The organism is Arenibacter algicola, assembly GCF_000733925.1.
Taxonomy (GTDB): domain Bacteria; phylum Bacteroidota; class Bacteroidia; order Flavobacteriales; family Flavobacteriaceae; genus Arenibacter; species Arenibacter algicola.
This window is the reverse complement of sequence record NZ_JPOO01000001.1, coordinates 918,806-935,204: the sequence shown is the minus strand read 5'-3', so window position 1 is coordinate 935,204 and position 16,399 is coordinate 918,806. Positions and strand designations below refer to the sequence as shown.

The following is a 16,399-nucleotide window of genomic DNA, read 5'->3' as shown; positions in this document are numbered from 1 at the left end:
ATGAGCAATTATTCCATGTCGCAAGTGGTTTCATTAACAGGGATCAACTCCCATACCTTAAGAAAATGGGAAAGTAGATACGATTTCTTAGTTCCTGAAAGAACAGATACCAACATCCGCTATTATACTGATGCCCAATTAAAAAAACTATTGAACATTAGTATCCTGCGAAGTCAAGGTGTACGTTTATCCGCTTTAGGCAAGATGACGGATGAAGAAATTCACAAGATGGTTGAAGACGCCTTGATCGAATCTAACCAAGATGCTAATGTGAATGCCTTGGTATTGAGCATGATTAATTTGGACGAACAGGAATTTGACAACATAATCAAATCCCAGATTTTAAAAAATGGTATTTTAACCACATTTACCGAAGTAATATATCCCTTTCTGCACAAGGTAGGTGTTCTTTGGGGCATCAATAAGATTATGCCCGCTCAAGAGCATTTTGTATCCAACCTGATCCGTCAAAAAATATGTTCCGCTATAGATTTATTGCCCATTGCACCAAAGAATGCCCCAAAAATAATCCTGTTCCTGGCCGAAGGTGAAAACCATGAAATTGGCCTATTGTTGGCCCAATTTATTGCCAAACAGCTAGGATGGAGAGTCTTCTATCTTGGCCAAAATGTGCCCCATGACAACGTAATAACCATGGCGGAATTGGTAAAACCGAACTATTTATTGACCTTTTTTGTTACCACCACACCCTCTGTTTTGGAAGAAAAAGTCTTCAAATTATCCTCGGAGGCCAAAACTCCCCTATTATTCTCGGGCAGCCCTATTAATTTTGAACCTAATAATAATATGGTGACCTATCTTAAAAGTCCATCGGATTTGATTACTATTTTGGAGACTGCGCAACCACTGGTTTAATTTTAACAATACCCAATAAATCGTCTTTTGGTTTTACACCATCTCAATTAAAATAAAATATGCGCATACAATTTATATTATAAGGTATGCGCGTATTATTATTTAAAAAGGGATACAGTCTACCCAGAAAATTTTATTGCACACTATCTTTTTTAGTTTCCGTTGTTTCCTTTTTCTTACTGAAAAGTCCGCCTATAATTTTTTTAGCTACTTCTTTCTGGGCCTCCTTTTTGGCTGCAGTTGTGGTATCGGTTTTGGTGGTAGAATCCGTTTTTTTTGTTGCAGCCCCCAAAAGACCTCCTATGACATCCTGAGTTTTTTCTTGGTTTTCCTTTTTGGTAGAGTCTGTAGCTTTCTGATTTTTTGCAATAAGATCCCCAATAAAGTCCTTGGCCTTATCCTTGCCTTTATTGATCAGTTTTTGCTTTTCTATCTCTACCAGTTGGGCCGTTAAGTTTTTAATTCCGGAGGTAAGGTCGGTAGTCACAGTAGGACTGGTATAACCTCCCCCTATATTGGCAGTAACGGGGATGGTTAAATTTTCCAATGACTTTTCGTCAATCCTCGCTATTATGCTATTAATATCCTTTCCCAAATACTTTGCAGGCACTTCAATGGTAGCCGCATAATTTAGTTTTTGATCAAAAGTATGGCTACCGGAAACATTAATGGCAAAATCCTGATATTTAATGGAAAAGGGCTTAACCTTTACCACTCCGTCCTCAAAGGACAATGCCGTTTTTAGATCCTTAAGATTCAATTTATCAAGTTCCAAAAAGTTCAATTTGCTATCCAAGGCGGTAAGTAAAGGTGCACTTTCCGCATCAATTTTATCAGTCAATAATTCCGCCAATATATTTCCAGAAATGGTATTTAAATTGGGGGTAAAATCGTCCTTCAAACTTCCGGATATCTGTACATCGGAATTTAAGGTACCCTGGAGAATTTTGGCTATAGGAGCGAGCGTTCTAAACATCTCCAAAGCATTAAAGGTCTCTGCAATCTTAAAGCTGTTCATTCCCAATTTCATAGCAAAGGTAGGTGTGGCCTCCTTGGTGGACACCTCCCCGTTCAATGCCAATTTACCATCAAAAATAGAAGATGTCATATTGGACAGTATGGCCTTCTCATCCCTTATTACCAGAGTTCCCTTTACATCCTTTAACGTAAGATTGTCATAAATTACAGTATTGGCACTGGCATTAATGGTACAATCCAAAAAGGACGGTATCTTAATTTTTTCCTCCGTAGAGGTAGTGGCGGCCTCTTTATCCGATCCATCACCAACTTCAGAAGTTTCTGCCACCATAAAATCATTAACCGCAAAAGTGTTGGACTTAAGAGTAAAGTTACCCTCAATATTTTCGTTATTGAACATAAATCCCAACAGATTATTAATGGTCCCGGAAGCCTCAAAATCCGTCCTTCCCGTGGCCCCTGCTAAATTATTAAGGGCTACGGTAGTAGGGTTAAAGGTAACCGAAGTGCTTTTTAGGATTATAGGGTTAGGAAACTCCTCGGACTTATACTCAAAGTCGCTCAATTTTAAGTTACCAGCGGTTTTGGTGTTTTCATACCTTTTGTTTTCTATGGATGCCATATCAAAGGCCGTAGAAATATCGGCAATTAAAATTCCCTTTAAATTTAAATCGGCAGGAACTGGATAGGCCTTGGAAATATTGTCAAGATTCATTTTGCCATCTATTTTGGCATTCACCTTGGTATTCCCCATAAGGTCGCTTATTTTGGCTTCCATATTAAATTTGTCCTCGTCTATCATAAAAGACAACTTTCGGATATCAACAAAGGTATCTTCCGTAATACCGGTATTATTGGAAATTTCAGTATCTATAAACACATTTCGGACCGCTTTGGGCAGATCTGGATACTTAAAGGAGGCATTTTCCGAATTTATGTCGATTTTAAACTGTGGAATGTGATCATCATCCACTATCCCTTTAAATTCGCCGGCAACCGTAAAGTTTCCGGTTGTGGACACCTGAGCAATATCTTTGGAATAAGCCTCTGGAATAACGGCCAAGAAGTTTTTAAAATCGGACGAAGGTGTTTTAAAGCTTATGTTTACCTCCTGGTTGTCCTCATTCAATTTCACAAACCCGTCAAATACCAAGGCCAATTGATTTACCATGGCCTCATTCTTTAAAAAGGTGTACTTGCTTTCCTTTAAATCTACCCCTATAAGGGCCTTCAATTGAACCGGATTCTTGTTCAGATATTGGGTACTATCCATTACAAAAGAAACCCAACCACTGGTCTCCGTGTCCAATTCAGAGTTCTCCAAGGACAGATCTCCCTTACCGCTATGGTTCATTTCTATAACCGCAAAGGACATGCCGCTGGAAAGGTCGTCATATTTTATGGCCGCATTATTAATGGCGTAAGACTCCATGGACAAGTTGAAACTACTTTCGGACGAAGCGGTATCTGCTGCATTATTCGGAGAAGAACCATCCTCAACAGCGATATCATAGTTGGCATTCTCTTCTTTGTCCACCTTTATATTTATACGTGGGCCATCCAATACTAAACTTTTTATGGCAATGGGCTCACTTGCATCCTTGAACAGTTCCTTTATGGACATGTCCAAGCTTACCCTATCCGATGCAAATAGGGTATCGCCCTCAAAGGGAGCCTTATTTATAAGTGTTATGTTATCCAGGGTAACGGTGGCATTGGGGAAACTACTGAAAAGAGTTAAATCGGCCTCTGAAAAATCAAAGGTAGCATTGATGCTATTATTTACCTTCTCCTTAATGATACCAGCAATCTTACCTTTTAAGAAAAACGGGGCGGCAACAAGAAGTAAAATGATTACCAAAAATACGCCACCAACAATCTTTAAAATTTTCTTTTTCATCTGATACTATTTATAATTTTATGAGCAATACAATCAATTCTTGGTCAAAAAGGAGGAATTCACCCTTTTCTCAACAAATTTCTATTTTACGCTTGGACTTGTGGCTCAATATTAAATAGAAATTGGACATAAGGTTAAACGTATACCTTTAAATATTGACGCAATTCTACAATATATCACCAAGTAAAATCAAAATACCGACTTAGTTTAAACAAAATTTAACATCGCTAAAAAAAACATATTGAATACTTCCATCACTGCCAGTTCACCATTACTGTATATAAAATATTGGCCTACTCGATAAGAACAGCGAAAAGCAAGTTTTATTATGCCTCAAGGTCAATTTCCTGATTTACTTTCAAATTGAATCGCCTTCTAAAGAGATATACGAAGAAATAAAGGAAAGGGGTGTCCAAGAAGGCCACAATTACCTTAAATATAAAACCACTGATCACCAGGCCGTAGAACATGGACCAAGGCAGTACCTTAAAGATACACAAAAGGCCAACTACGGTAAAAGTATCTATGAATTGGGAAAGGTAGGTCGAGAAATTGTTGCGAAGCCAAAGATGTTTTCCATTGGTAAGTTTTTTCCAGAAATGATATATCCCAATATCCACATATTGGGCAAATAGATAGGCCAACATAGAGGCAAATACAGCAATTGGCGACAGGGCAAATACATGGCTAAACATCTCATCCTGCACCGGAGAACTGGGCAATGCCGGCACCCAATTGGCCAATAATACAATTCCCATTGAAAAAAAAGAAGCAAATATCCCTGCAGTTACAATTTGGTTTGCCTTTTTTCTGCCATAAATTTCCGAAATAAGGTCTGTAATCAAAAATGTAAGGGGATAAGGCAAAATACCCACCGAGATTTCAAATAATGGTGCTCCAAAGACTGTAACATCGCCAAAAGGCCTCCAATAAAAGAATTTTTGAAAAATTAAATTGGAAACTACCAAGGAGGTAATGAACAATGCCCCCAAATAGAGATAAATCTTAAAAGCCAGCCTTCTATCCTTCTCTTTTAATACTGTGTATACCATAGAAGCATTATAAATTTTAACATTTTATAATTTAATTCCAATTAAAGCGTTCCTACACTTTGACCCTTGAAAAAAACCAAATTTACACGAACAGGTATCGATTAACAATAAAAAAGAAATAAACTAAACTTTTTAAGTATGAACAAAAGCATTTTAACAGCATTCATTATTTTAATTGCCGCAACGGTACATGGCCAATCTTACATTGGTTTTGGAACTGACAATTACAATGGGGTGCATGGCCTTATTTCCAATCCCGCAAATATCGTTGATTCGAGATTTAAAACGGACATCAACCTCATAGGGGTTAGCGGACTTATTGGAAACGACTATTACAGTGCAAAATTCGGGGATATTCTTAAAGACGATTTTGATTTTGACGATGATGGAACAAAATCCCCAAAAAATGCCAACAACGCCTATGGCAATGTTGACATTTTAGGGCCCTCGTTCATGTTCAACATCAATTCCCGTAATTCATTGGCAATTTTCACCCGAGGAAGGGTATTTTTTAATGTTAACGATATTAACGGAGATACTTATGATAATATTTCCAATGAGTTTGATGAAAACGAAGATTTCAATGTAAACGAGGGCGATTATCAAATGAGCGCCAATGCCTGGGCAGAAACAGGAATTACCTATGCCACGGTACTTATGGACCAAGAGCAGCATTTTTTAAAGGGAGGTATCTCCCTAAAATACCTAATGGGTTACGGAAATGCCTATTCCAGTGGGAAGAATATAGTTATAGATTATGATGCCGATGGATCGGGAACTACAGGAAGTATTGACTCCCAAGGAGAAATAGCCTATGGCAACAGCGATAACATCACCAACGATTTTGAAGACTATGAATTTGTCAAGGCTGCAGATGGCTTTGGGGTAGACCTAGGTATTATTTACGAATGGAGGCCTAATTTTGCTGACTATACCGTTACCGATAAGGACGGTAATCCATACGCACCAAAGGACATCAACAAATACAAATTGAAATTTGGATTATCGTTGACCGATCTAGGAAGCCTTAAATACGATGGCCCAGAAAATGCCTATGATATTACCAATTCCATTAGCGAGGACGATATTGACAACGAAGAGGGGTTTGAGGACAAGTTGAACAATCTGTACACTCAAATCAGGTCAGGTAACGCATCAAAAGCCGTTTTACCTACCGCCCTGCATTTAAACGCCGATTGGAATATAAACAATCACTTTTACCTGAATCTAAATAGTGACCTGTCACTAACCTCAAAAAGTAATTCCAATACCAACAGTATTGCCAATATTGTTTCGCTTACCCCTAGGTTCGAAAGCAAATGGTTCAGTTTTTATTCCCCGGTAAGCTATGTACAAAATTTGGGCGTACAGTGGGGTGCAGGATTAAGGGCAGGACCGCTTTATGTGGGTTCTGGATCCATTTTAACAGTATTGACCAGTGACCAATCCAAAGGTGCGGACGTTTATGCCGGACTTAAAATACCTATTTACCAATCCAGGCCAAAAGACAAGGACGAGGATGGTGTATTGGACAAGGTAGATGGTTGTCCTGAGGTTCCGGGACCAATAGAAAACAATGGATGCCCTTGGCCGGATACGGATGGCGACCAGGTGTTGGACAAGGATGATAATTGCCCAGATGAAGCAGGAATTATAGAAAATAATGGGTGTCCTTGGGAGGATACCGACAATGATGGTGTATTGGACAAGGACGACAACTGTCCTGAGGAAGCTGGAGTTATAGAAAACCAAGGATGTCCATGGCCAGATACTGATGCTGATGGCGTATTGGACAAGGATGACAATTGTCCCGAAGTGCCAGGAACGGTTGCCAACAACGGATGTCCGGAGCTTACCGAGGAAGTTCAAAAAATCTTAAATGAGTATGCCAAGACTATTTTGTTCAACTCGGGAAAGGCTACCATCAAAATTGAATCTACCAATGTCCTAGTTGACATTATAAAGATCCTTAACGAATACCCAAATGCCACTTTCACGGTTGAAGGTCATACGGACAGTATAGGCAGTGTACCTGCCAACCAAAAGCTTTCCGAGGAACGTGCACTTTCCGTCAAGAATTTCTTGGTAGACAAGGGAATAGACAGTGCTAGACTTACTGCTATTGGATATGGGGAAAGCAAGCCCATTGCTACCAACATGTACAAAGCGGGACGCGCAGAGAATAGACGAGTGGAAATAAACCTGGTGAAAAACTAATTAATAAATTAAACCAAATAGAAAAAGGCCGTCCCACCAGTTGTGGGACGGCCTTTTTTTTCGCCTATTTAAAAGTCTTAAGGCGAAACCTATATTTCCCAAACTAAAAATCCCGATCCCGATCCACAATCTTCCTGTATTTCGTAGTAAAAAAATCACTGGCAGTTCTATTAAATTCATCTGTATGGGTCACCAAAGTATAATGTCCGGAATTGGGCAAAATCCATAGATATGCCTTTGGAATATTTTGAAATATCTCAAGGGTGTGATCTGGTTTAATAACATCGTGATCCCCTCCCACAACCAAAGTGGGTATCTTTATTTTATGTAATTCGTCCACAGGAATATTTGGCTGTTCTACCAATAGCTTTATATACTTATAAACAATAGAATCCAGTGGTGTTTTCGCTTCCTTTCCACTAAACATTTTCTCAAACATATTATAGGTCTTGGTAACCCTTTTCAATACATCCGGTGAAACTGCTGAAGAGTCAGGCCGCAAGTTAGCCCCTGTAATGACCAATTTTTTTACTTTTTCGGGATGCCTTATTGCCATTAATAAGCCATTTACGCCCCCATCACTCCATCCAAGAACATAAGCAGAATCAATTTTCATTTGCGACAGTAAGGCTGCATAATCATCCGCCATCATTTCGTAGGACAGGGAATCCAACTTATCTACAGATTTACCGTGATTTCTGCTATCGGCTACAATAACCTTATACTTTTTTGAAAAAAATGGTATCTGTTTAACAAAAGTACTGATACTGGCTCCGTTGCCATGAATTAAGAGCAATGGAGCCCCTTCACCGTAGGTTTCGCAATACATTTTGAAACCCCGAATGTCATAATATTTCCCAGCAGCCGGATTGTTGCCATATATGGAGTTTTTTGTTAAACTATCATATTCCTTTTTAAGATCATCAATTGCACTTTGTCCAAAAGAAAAAAAACCGGAAAAAAGCAATAAAGAACCAACCAATTTCAATCTGTTCATTCCACCTAGTTTTTTATATTCGGGTAAACTTAGGCAATGTGTAATATTCATGAAATCGCATAAAGATGTGATTTTTGACGAATAATAAAAGGTATTAAACCCCAGGGCAAGCCTGTCTGACAAAGGCAGGCCCTGAACCCAATAATAGGAATTGACCCAAGGGTCGAGGTATTGAACCTAGATCCCGCCGAAAAAGGCGGGATTAGTTCAACTTACAATTTTCAGTGCGTCTTACTGACTTCTCAAAATTGAGTTTCACTAATAAAATTTAAGGTAATGGTTAGGATGACGATTGCAACATCCCAAACTATTGGGAAAAAGTATAGTTATTTATGCTTAAAACCTAAGATCTAAGTACTTATATAAAATCAAAAAGACCGTCCAGATGTATTTGCACGGTCATTTTAATTGAATCCTATTCGGATCAAATTTTCTATTTGATATTCAAGGTAAACGGCATTCTGGCCTGAATCCCTTTATTTTGCATTGCCTGCTTTATTTCCTTTAGGATGGCATAGGCCTCAGTCCCGATTTCTTGTTGAATAATGCTTTCCTTGCTTTTGGTTGTTGCACCTCCTAAATCTTCCATTAACTTCTCAAAATCCGATTTGTACTTGGGAAGTTTTCTTATTCCATAGTTGTCCAAACCTACCATTTTAGCAGCCGCTTCAATAGCCTCATCCAGTCCCCCCAATTCATCTACCAATCCCAGGCGCTTGGCATCTACCCCACTCCATACCCTACCTTGGGCAACACTATCGGCCTGTGCCATGGTAATGCCACGGCCTTGGGCCACCCTGTCCAAAAATGTTTCATAGGTAGCTTCTATGCCTTCCAAAACGTTGCTTCTAAAACTATCGTTCATAGGTTCAAAGAAGGAATAGTCTACCGAGTTCTTGTTGGTCCCCACCTGTTCGGCGTTGATCCCTATATTTTCGGCCAGTTCACTTATATTGGGAACAGTTCCAAAAACGCCAATAGATCCGGTAATCGTAGTAGGTTCGGCGAAGATCTTATCGGCTCCCGCCGCAATGTAGTAACCTCCCGAAGCAGCGACATCGCCCATGGAGACCACCACTGGTTTGGATTGCTTGGTAATTTCGATCTCGCGCCAAATAATATCGGAGGCCAATGCACTGCCTCCCGGGGAATTTACCCTCAACACTATTGCCTTTACATTCTTATCTTCCCTGGCTTTTTTTAGGGCGTCATTAATAATTCCTTGACCAATTACATCGGAGCCTCCCTCCCCGTACCAGATTTCTCCTTGCGCAAAGATCACAGCAATCTTATCATTACCACTATTGAGTTTTATTTTGCCAGCAGTTCGTATATAATCGGATATTGGGACATAGTTGATATCCTCTGCCGTATCTATCCCTATTTTTTCCTTGATCATGCTTTCGTATTCATCGAAATACACTATCTCATCGATCAACCCGGATAACGCCGCATATTTTGAGGTACGTGTACCCAAAGTATCCGCAATCTGGTTCAAATCTTCAACAGAGATATCCCTACTTTCCGAAATATTGGTAAGCATGGATTGCCATAAGGCATCCAACAACTCCTTGATCTGGGTCCTATTGGCCTCACTCATTTCATTGGCCAAAAAAGGCTCTACAGCACTCTTATACTTCCCATGCCGAATCACTTCCATTTTAATACCGGACTTTTCCTGAAGATCCTTAAAAAATAAAACTTCCGTAGACAATCCTTTAAAATCCATGGCGCCAACTGGATTAAGGAATACCTCATTGGCCGCACTGGCCAAATAATAGTCCTTTTGCGTATAAAAGTCCCCATAGGCATATATAAACTTTCCGCTCTCACCAAAATCGGTCAAGGCATCCCGAATGGCCTGAGTTTGGGACAAACCGGCCATAAGCACATTATTATTTAGGCTAATCCCTTTTATTTTATTGTCTTCCTTGGCAACACGAATGGCATGCAATATCTCGTCCAATCCCTGATTTACATTGAAGAGTCCTGCAAAGGGATTGGATTCATCCATCCCCACATAATCATTGATAGGGGTCTGTAATTGAATTTCCAAAACGGAATTATCCTTGACCACAACGGTATCCTCGCCTTGACCGATGAGGGCTGCTAAAACAAGAAACATGACAAACATGATTCCAAAAGCTATGAGACATCCTATAATTGCAGCTAATAAATTTCTTAAAAAGTTCATTCCTCGTATGTATTGCTAATAACTTGCAAAGATAACCAATGTAGGATTGTTGCAATTATAAATGTTGAATTTTTAGCCTGCAACCTCCTTATACACAATTTAGGAAAGACCACTAAAAATTGGTCCTGTTTTTGGTATTTCCCTTTATGAAGTTAATTACTTTTGTTTACTTTGCCCGCCTATTATGAACAAGACCACAACAACATATCTTTCACTTGGAAGCAATCTTGGGGACAAACTCAACCATTTGCAGGAGGTGGTATTCTTAATTCAAGCCAATGTGGGCGAAGTCATAAAAACATCCCCAGTATACGAAACGCCGGCTTGGGGTTTTGAGGGTGACAATTTCTTCAATGCGTGCATTAAGGTAGAAACCCCACTTACCCCAACCGCTCTTTTGGAAAAATTACTGGAAATAGAAACAAGGTTGGGCAGGGAGAGGAATAAGGGAACAGGCTACTCCTCTAGGACCGTCGATATCGATATACTATATTTTGATAAGGAAATCGTTAATACCGATTTACTGACCATCCCCCACCCCAACTTGCAATTGAGAAGGTTTGTACTTAGACCCTTGGCAGACATAGCACCACAGTTCTACCATCCAATTCTAAATAAGGATACCAGAAACCTATTACAGGAATGCAAGGACAAAAGTAATATTACAAAAACGCCCCATAAGCTATATACGAACAGATCACAGTTATTTTCCCAATTGGAATATATTGCCATTGAAGGAAATATTGGCGCGGGAAAAACAACCTTGGCCCATAAGATTGGCCAGGATTTTAATGCAAAATTGGTCTTGGAAAGGTTTGCGGACAACCCATTTCTACCTAAGTTTTATGAGGATCAAGGTAGGTTTGCCTTCCCCTTGGAAATGTCCTTTCTGGCAGATCGCTACCAGCAATTTATGGACGATACTTCCCAGTTTGATCTGTTCAAGAACTTTATGGTAAGCGATTACGACATTAACAAATCCATAATTTTCGCCAAGGTCACCCTTCAGGAAGAAGAATTTAAACTGTACAGAAAGCTTTTTAACCTAATGTACAAAGAGATAAAAAAGCCGAAAATATATATATACCTGTACCAAAACACGGAACGCTTACTACGCAATATAAAGCAAAGGGGAAGAGGTTACGAACAGAATATAGCCCCGGAATATTTGGAACAGCTAAACCGTGGGTATTTTGATTATATACGAAGTTTTCCTGAGCAAAATAATCTAGTATTGGATATTAGTGAATTGGATTTCGTTGAAAATCCGGCCGATTACGAAGTAATTCTGGACCAAATCCAGAAATATGCCGTGAAACTCTCATTTTAAGATAATTTTCACATATTATTTGCACAGTACAAATCAATTTATTTACTTGCGCCTCCAATAAAGTCGTTTTCAGCCAAATGGCACATCATAAAAACGATGTAAGGACTTTAAGGTTTTAAACTAACTAACTCAAACTATATAGTGCCAAACCCAACCTAATCGGTTGGGTTTTTGGTTTTAAACAAGTTCCTTTTTTAATTGACTCTACCCAAGTGATTTCTATAGTTATTCATCGATTTTCTTGAATCCGCGATTTAGTTCATTAATTTCTAATTGTTATTTAAAGGTATTTATGGACCCTCGGTTTCTTTGCTGTCCAACCTTTCGACTCCGCTCAGGGTTCGGCCCAAAAAGTCGAAATTTGCAAGCTCTTCTGCAGAAAAAGTCTACAAATCGCAAGAAGGCCGCAGAATTAACTCCCGACACATATAATAGGCAAAAGAGTTCATTTAAATTGTTTTTCCTCAAGTAGTTCTACAAAACCACAGTGTGGTTGTTTTTAGAAATTTGAAAGGAAATCGATTTATGATTTCAATTTGGCCCAAAGGTCCCAGACCACGATGCCAACACTAACCGAAATATTTAGGGAATGTTTAGTACCGTACTGCGGAATTTCCAAGACCAGATCGCTAGCAGAGACCACTTCCTGGGAAACCCCTTTTACCTCGTTGCCAAAAATTAGGGCATACTTTTTATTTTCTTCCACCTTAAAGTCGTTCAGCATAACCGCATTCTCGGCCTGCTCCACAGCAAGGGAGGTATAGCCTTCCTCCCTTAATTCTTCCAAAAGCTCCATGGTACTCTCCCTATGTTCCCAGGCAACACTATCAGTAGCCCCTAAGGCAGTTTTATGTATGTCCTTATGCGGAGGGGTTGCGGTAATTCCACATAGGTATATCTTTTCTATCAAAAAAGCATCGGCCGTTCTAAAAACCGATCCAATGTTGTTCAAGCTCCGCACATTGTCCAGCACAATACAAATCGGCGTTTTTTCCACCTGTTTAAACTCTTCTACATTAAGTCGGTCCAATTCGCTATTCTCCAATTTACGCATTCAATACAATTTTTATTTTTACTAATTTCCTAACTTTATCAATGACATTAGCCAGGTCAAAACGGCATAAAGTTATCCCCAAAATATCAACAATAGTGTACATTCCAGTAGATAAACCTTACATTCGTTGTCTAGGAAAGGAATGCAAAAATAAGTTAATAAAATCTCTTTTGGCAGACTCGGGAAAAACAAAAAAGGTAACCCCTTTAATGAAACAGTACAATACCATTAAGGTGAAATATCCTGATGCCCTATTATTGTTCCGTGTTGGGGATTTTTATGAGACTTTTGGGGAAGATGCCGTTAAGGCTTCAAAAATACTGGGCATTATTCTTACCCACCGTAACAATGGTGGTGACAGAACAGAACTGGCAGGTTTTCCTCACCATTCCCTGAACACCTATTTGCCAAAACTGGTAAAAGCGGGGCAACGGGTGGCCATATGCGATCAGTTGGAAGACCCGAAACTTACCAAGACCATAGTAAAAAGAGGTGTTACCGAGTTGGTTACCCCTGGGGTTGCCATGAACGACGATATCCTATCGGCCAAGACCAACAATTTTTTATGTGCGGTCCATTTTGGACGAAAAAGATTGGGGATATCCTTTGTAGATATATCCACCGGCGAATTTCTAACTTCGGAAGGCAATGAGGAACAGATAGACAAATTGCTGCAAAATTTCTCCCCTAACGAAGTGTTGGTTTCAAAAGCAAACAAAAAGGAATTCCTAGAAGTCTTTGGCAAAAATTTCCATACTTTTTTTACGGAAGATTGGATCTTTCAGGATGATTATGCCCTGGAGACACTTACCAATCATTTTAAAACTAAAAGCCTTAAAGGTTTTGGCGTAGACCATTTGACCCATGGCATAGTGGCGGCCGGGGTTGTATTGCATTACCTTTCAGATACGCAGCACAGACAGTTACAGCATATCAATACCCTTCAGCGCATTGCGGAAGAGGAACATATTTGGATGGACCGGTTTACCATAAGAAACCTGGAACTCTACCACTCCAACAATCAAAATGCAGTTACCCTTTTAGATGTCATAGATAAGACTATCTCCCCCATGGGCGGTAGAATGTTAAAAAGATGGTTGGCCCTGCCTTTGAAGAACATTGAAAAAATACGAAGAAGACATCAGGTCATTACGCATTTAACCGAAAACGAAGCTGCCCATCAAAAATTACAGAGCGGCATAAAATTGATAGGCGATCTGGAAAGATTGATTTCCAAGGTAGCCACGGGAAAAATAAATCCCAAGGAAGTTGTGCAGCTTAAAAATTCCTTGGAGGCCATTGTCCCCATAAAACAGATTACTACCAAAAGTAAGAACGAAGCTTTGAGCCTTATTGGGGACCAATTACATACCTGCGATATGTTGAGAAGCAAAATCAAAGAAATGGTCAGTGAGGAAGCTCCTGTAAACATGCTAAAAGGGAGCACCATTGCCAAGGGCTATTCCGCAGAATTGGACGAGCTAAGGGGGCTGGCCTTTTCCGGCAAGGATTACCTGGACAAAATGTTGGAAAGGGAAACCCAACGTACCGGAATTAGTTCACTGAAAATAGCCTCCAACAATGTATTCGGTTATTATATAGAAGTGCGGAATACCCATAAGGATAAAGTGCCGGAAGATTGGATCCGAAAGCAGACCTTGGTGAATGCCGAACGTTATATTACCGAAGAGCTAAAGGAATACGAAGCTAAAATATTAGGTGCTGAGGAACGCATTTTAAGTTTGGAGCAACAATTGTTTTCCCAGTTGGTGGTCTGGATGCAGGAATACATAGCCCCAGTACAAAACAATGCCTTTCAAATAGCACAGTTGGACTGTCTATGTGGTTTTACCCAATTGGCCAAGGAGAACAATTACGTTTCCCCGGACATGGACGATTCTACTGAACTATCTATTATAGGCGGAAGGCATCCAGTTATTGAAAAGCAATTGCCTTTGGGCGAAGCCTATATTGCCAATGATGTTACTTTGAACAGGGATGAGCAACAGATCATTATGATTACAGGCCCCAACATGAGTGGTAAATCGGCCATCTTAAGACAAACGGCCCTCATAGTATTATTGGCGCAGATGGGAAGTTTTGTACCTGCTGATGCCGCCAAAATTGGTTATGTAGACAAAATATTTACGCGAGTTGGTGCCAGTGACAATATCTCCATGGGGGAATCTACCTTTATGGTGGAAATGAACGAAACAGCCTCTATTCTTAACAACCTTTCAGAACGCAGTCTGGTACTTTTGGATGAAATAGGCAGGGGCACCAGCACTTATGACGGAATCTCCATTGCCTGGGCCATTTCGGAATATTTACATGAGCATCCCGCTAGGGCAAAAACTTTGTTTGCCACACATTATCACGAGCTCAATGAAATGACCTCGACATTTACACGTATCAAGAACTTCAATGTGTCCGTAAAGGAACTGAAGGACAATGTGCTCTTTTTACGAAAACTCACCCCTGGAGGTAGCGAGCATAGTTTTGGTATACACGTGGCCAAAATGGCCGGTATGCCACAACAGGTGATTCACAAAGCCAATAAGATTCTTAAAAAACTGGAAAAATCACATTCCAGCGAGGAGCTTTCCGATAAATTGCAATTGGTGCAAAATGAAATGCAACTAAGTTTTTTTAATTTGGACGACCCCCTATTGGAACAGATCAAGGAGGAAATAACCCATTTGGACATCAACACTTTAACCCCTGTTGAAGCCTTGATGAAACTCAACGAAATTAAGCGTTTGCTCACCAAAAAGAAAAACGCCTAGGGGATGTGCCTGATAGCCAATTGGCCTTTAAATCCCATCTAAAATATTCACCTTGGGCACATTATAAATATTTTGATTCTTTTTAGCGAAAAGTTCTTTGCTTTTTATAGAATTGTATTAAATTTGCTCCCGCATCAGAAAAGGATGCGACGTTCATTACATAAATTGCGAAAATAGCTCAGTTGGTAGAGCGCCACCTTGCCAAGGTGGAGGTCGCGGGTTCGAATCCCGTTTTTCGCTCATTTTCTTGAAAGTTGAAAGACGGCAATAGACAATCGTTCTGTATAGCGACCTAGGTCGCGGGCCTGCCTGCTGCAGGCAGGTTCGAATCCCGTTTTTCGCTCCATTGTAAAATCTCTACTGCTCTGAGCAGTTAGGCTCGAGTGGTGGAATTGGTAGACACGTTGGACTTAAAATCCAATGGACATTAGTCCGTGCGGGTTCAAGTCCCGCCTCGAGTACAAAGGAAAAGCCAGCTTTTATAAAGCTGGCTTTTTTTATTCAGGTACAACATAGGTACAACAAATTAATTTTTCGGGTGTATAGGTTTCAAGTTGGACTTTTTGATCTCAAATGTTTACAATTGAATTCAATTTTAACTTATGGTTCGGGACACAAACCAAATCAAACTACAAATCAACACAAATACACTATAACTTACTTTTTTACTGATTATTGATTTCACTTCAGAAATATTAAACTTCAAAAAAAGTGAGCCGTTTAAGTTCTAATTTTGAGTAAAGGAGAGATTATCGCCAAAGAAACTATTGACCTTCGATACTAGAAAATTGGCAATTAGATCGGCTTCCCAACCCTATCAAGTGGCAAATCTTCTATATCATCAAAAAGTCAGGATCATACACCTGACATTTATCTACCCTCAAACGGCAGGGACAACGGTATCAGATTCATAGATGCCAATACTATGTCGCTGTTTATCCGAAGTGATCGGGGCAAAAAGGTGGACACATAAATAGGCGATGAAGTTGAAAATAGCCTTGCACTTTTAAAATGA

General features: G+C 39.8%; 9 protein-coding genes and 2 tRNA genes. 6 read left to right on the top strand and 5 right to left on the bottom strand.

Features of this window, described 5'->3' with window-relative positions:
- A complete protein-coding gene (locus U735_RS0103955) occupies window positions 1-876 on the top strand; it encodes a MerR family transcriptional regulator (RefSeq protein ID WP_031442578.1) in 876 nt (291 codons plus the stop codon).
- Window positions 877-1,009: 133 nt separating this feature from the next.
- On the opposite strand, the gene U735_RS0103950 is transcribed toward U735_RS0103955, so the two are convergent.
- Both U735_RS0103950 and U735_RS0103945 read right to left on the bottom strand, forming a co-directional pair.
- Window positions 1,010-3,754 (bottom strand): AsmA family protein, encoded by a 2,745-nt coding sequence (locus U735_RS0103950; protein ID WP_031442577.1) that lies wholly within the window; start codon window positions 3,752-3,754, stop codon window positions 1,010-1,012.
- 326 nt (window positions 3,755-4,080) lie between these two features.
- Window positions 4,081-4,806 carry a queuosine precursor transporter gene (locus tag U735_RS0103945; RefSeq protein WP_031442576.1) on the bottom strand — a complete coding sequence of 242 codons (726 nt, stop codon included), beginning with the start codon at window positions 4,804-4,806 and terminating at the stop codon, window positions 4,081-4,083.
- A gap of 138 nt (window positions 4,807-4,944) precedes the next feature.
- Between U735_RS0103945 and U735_RS0103940 the strand changes: the two genes are divergently transcribed.
- Entirely contained in the window at window positions 4,945-7,023 is a 2,079-nt protein-coding gene (locus U735_RS0103940) for a DUF5723 family protein (protein ID WP_031442575.1), read from the top strand.
- Window positions 7,024-7,126: 103 nt separating this feature from the next.
- Here U735_RS0103940 and U735_RS0103935 read toward each other — a convergent pair whose 3' ends face one another.
- Both U735_RS0103935 and sppA read right to left on the bottom strand, forming a co-directional pair.
- Complete coding sequence (locus U735_RS0103935) at window positions 7,127-8,020, bottom strand: alpha/beta fold hydrolase (RefSeq protein ID WP_051891983.1); 894 nt, start codon at window positions 8,018-8,020, stop codon at window positions 7,127-7,129.
- Between the two features lie 433 nt (window positions 8,021-8,453).
- Window positions 8,454-10,214, bottom strand: a complete 1,761-nt coding sequence (gene sppA, locus U735_RS0103930; RefSeq protein WP_031442573.1) for a signal peptide peptidase SppA — start codon at window positions 10,212-10,214, stop codon at window positions 8,454-8,456.
- A gap of 184 nt (window positions 10,215-10,398) precedes the next feature.
- Here sppA and folK point away from each other — a divergent pair, with 184 nt between their 5' ends.
- Window positions 10,399-11,544 (top strand): 2-amino-4-hydroxy-6-hydroxymethyldihydropteridine diphosphokinase, encoded by a 1,146-nt coding sequence (gene folK / locus U735_RS0103925; RefSeq protein ID WP_031442572.1) that lies wholly within the window; start codon window positions 10,399-10,401, stop codon window positions 11,542-11,544.
- A gap of 523 nt (window positions 11,545-12,067) precedes the next feature.
- Here folK and U735_RS0103920 read toward each other — a convergent pair.
- Entirely contained in the window at window positions 12,068-12,598 is a 531-nt protein-coding gene (locus U735_RS0103920; RefSeq protein ID WP_031442571.1) for an RNA methyltransferase, read from the bottom strand.
- Window positions 12,599-12,807: 209 nt separating this feature from the next.
- On the opposite strand from U735_RS0103920, the gene mutS reads away from it, so the two are divergent.
- From mutS to U735_RS0103905, 3 genes are all read left to right on the top strand, one after another.
- On the top strand, window positions 12,808-15,384 hold the full coding sequence (mutS, locus tag U735_RS0103915; RefSeq protein ID WP_031442570.1) for a DNA mismatch repair protein MutS: 2,577 nt from the start codon (window positions 12,808-12,810) through the stop codon (window positions 15,382-15,384).
- Window positions 15,385-15,551: 167 nt separating this feature from the next.
- A tRNA-Gly gene (locus U735_RS0103910) sits at window positions 15,552-15,624 on the top strand.
- Window positions 15,625-15,761: 137 nt separating this feature from the next.
- A tRNA-Leu gene (locus U735_RS0103905) sits at window positions 15,762-15,845 on the top strand.
- Window positions 15,846-16,399 lie beyond the last annotated feature (554 nt).

What these genes read in the sequence shown, in the direction of transcription:
- U735_RS0103955 (WP_031442578.1), top strand. Translation starts at nt 1, where the DNA reads ATGAGCAATTATTCCATGTCGCAAGTGGTTTCATTAACAGGGATCAAC.
- folK (WP_031442572.1), top strand. Translation starts at nt 10,399, where the DNA reads ATGAACAAGACCACAACAACATATCTTTCACTTGGAAGCAATCTTGGG.
- U735_RS0103935 (WP_051891983.1), bottom strand. Translation starts at nt 8,020, where the DNA reads ATGAACAGATTGAAATTGGTTGGTTCTTTATTGCTTTTTTCCGGTTTT.
- U735_RS0103940 (WP_031442575.1), top strand. Translation starts at nt 4,945, where the DNA reads ATGAACAAAAGCATTTTAACAGCATTCATTATTTTAATTGCCGCAACG.
- mutS (WP_031442570.1), top strand. Translation starts at nt 12,808, where the DNA reads ATGAAACAGTACAATACCATTAAGGTGAAATATCCTGATGCCCTATTA.
- U735_RS0103920 (WP_031442571.1), bottom strand. Translation starts at nt 12,598, where the DNA reads ATGCGTAAATTGGAGAATAGCGAATTGGACCGACTTAATGTAGAAGAG.
- U735_RS0103950 (WP_031442577.1), bottom strand. Translation starts at nt 3,754, where the DNA reads ATGAAAAAGAAAATTTTAAAGATTGTTGGTGGCGTATTTTTGGTAATC.
- sppA (WP_031442573.1), bottom strand. Translation starts at nt 10,214, where the DNA reads ATGAACTTTTTAAGAAATTTATTAGCTGCAATTATAGGATGTCTCATA.
- U735_RS0103945 (WP_031442576.1), bottom strand. Translation starts at nt 4,806, where the DNA reads ATGGTATACACAGTATTAAAAGAGAAGGATAGAAGGCTGGCTTTTAAG.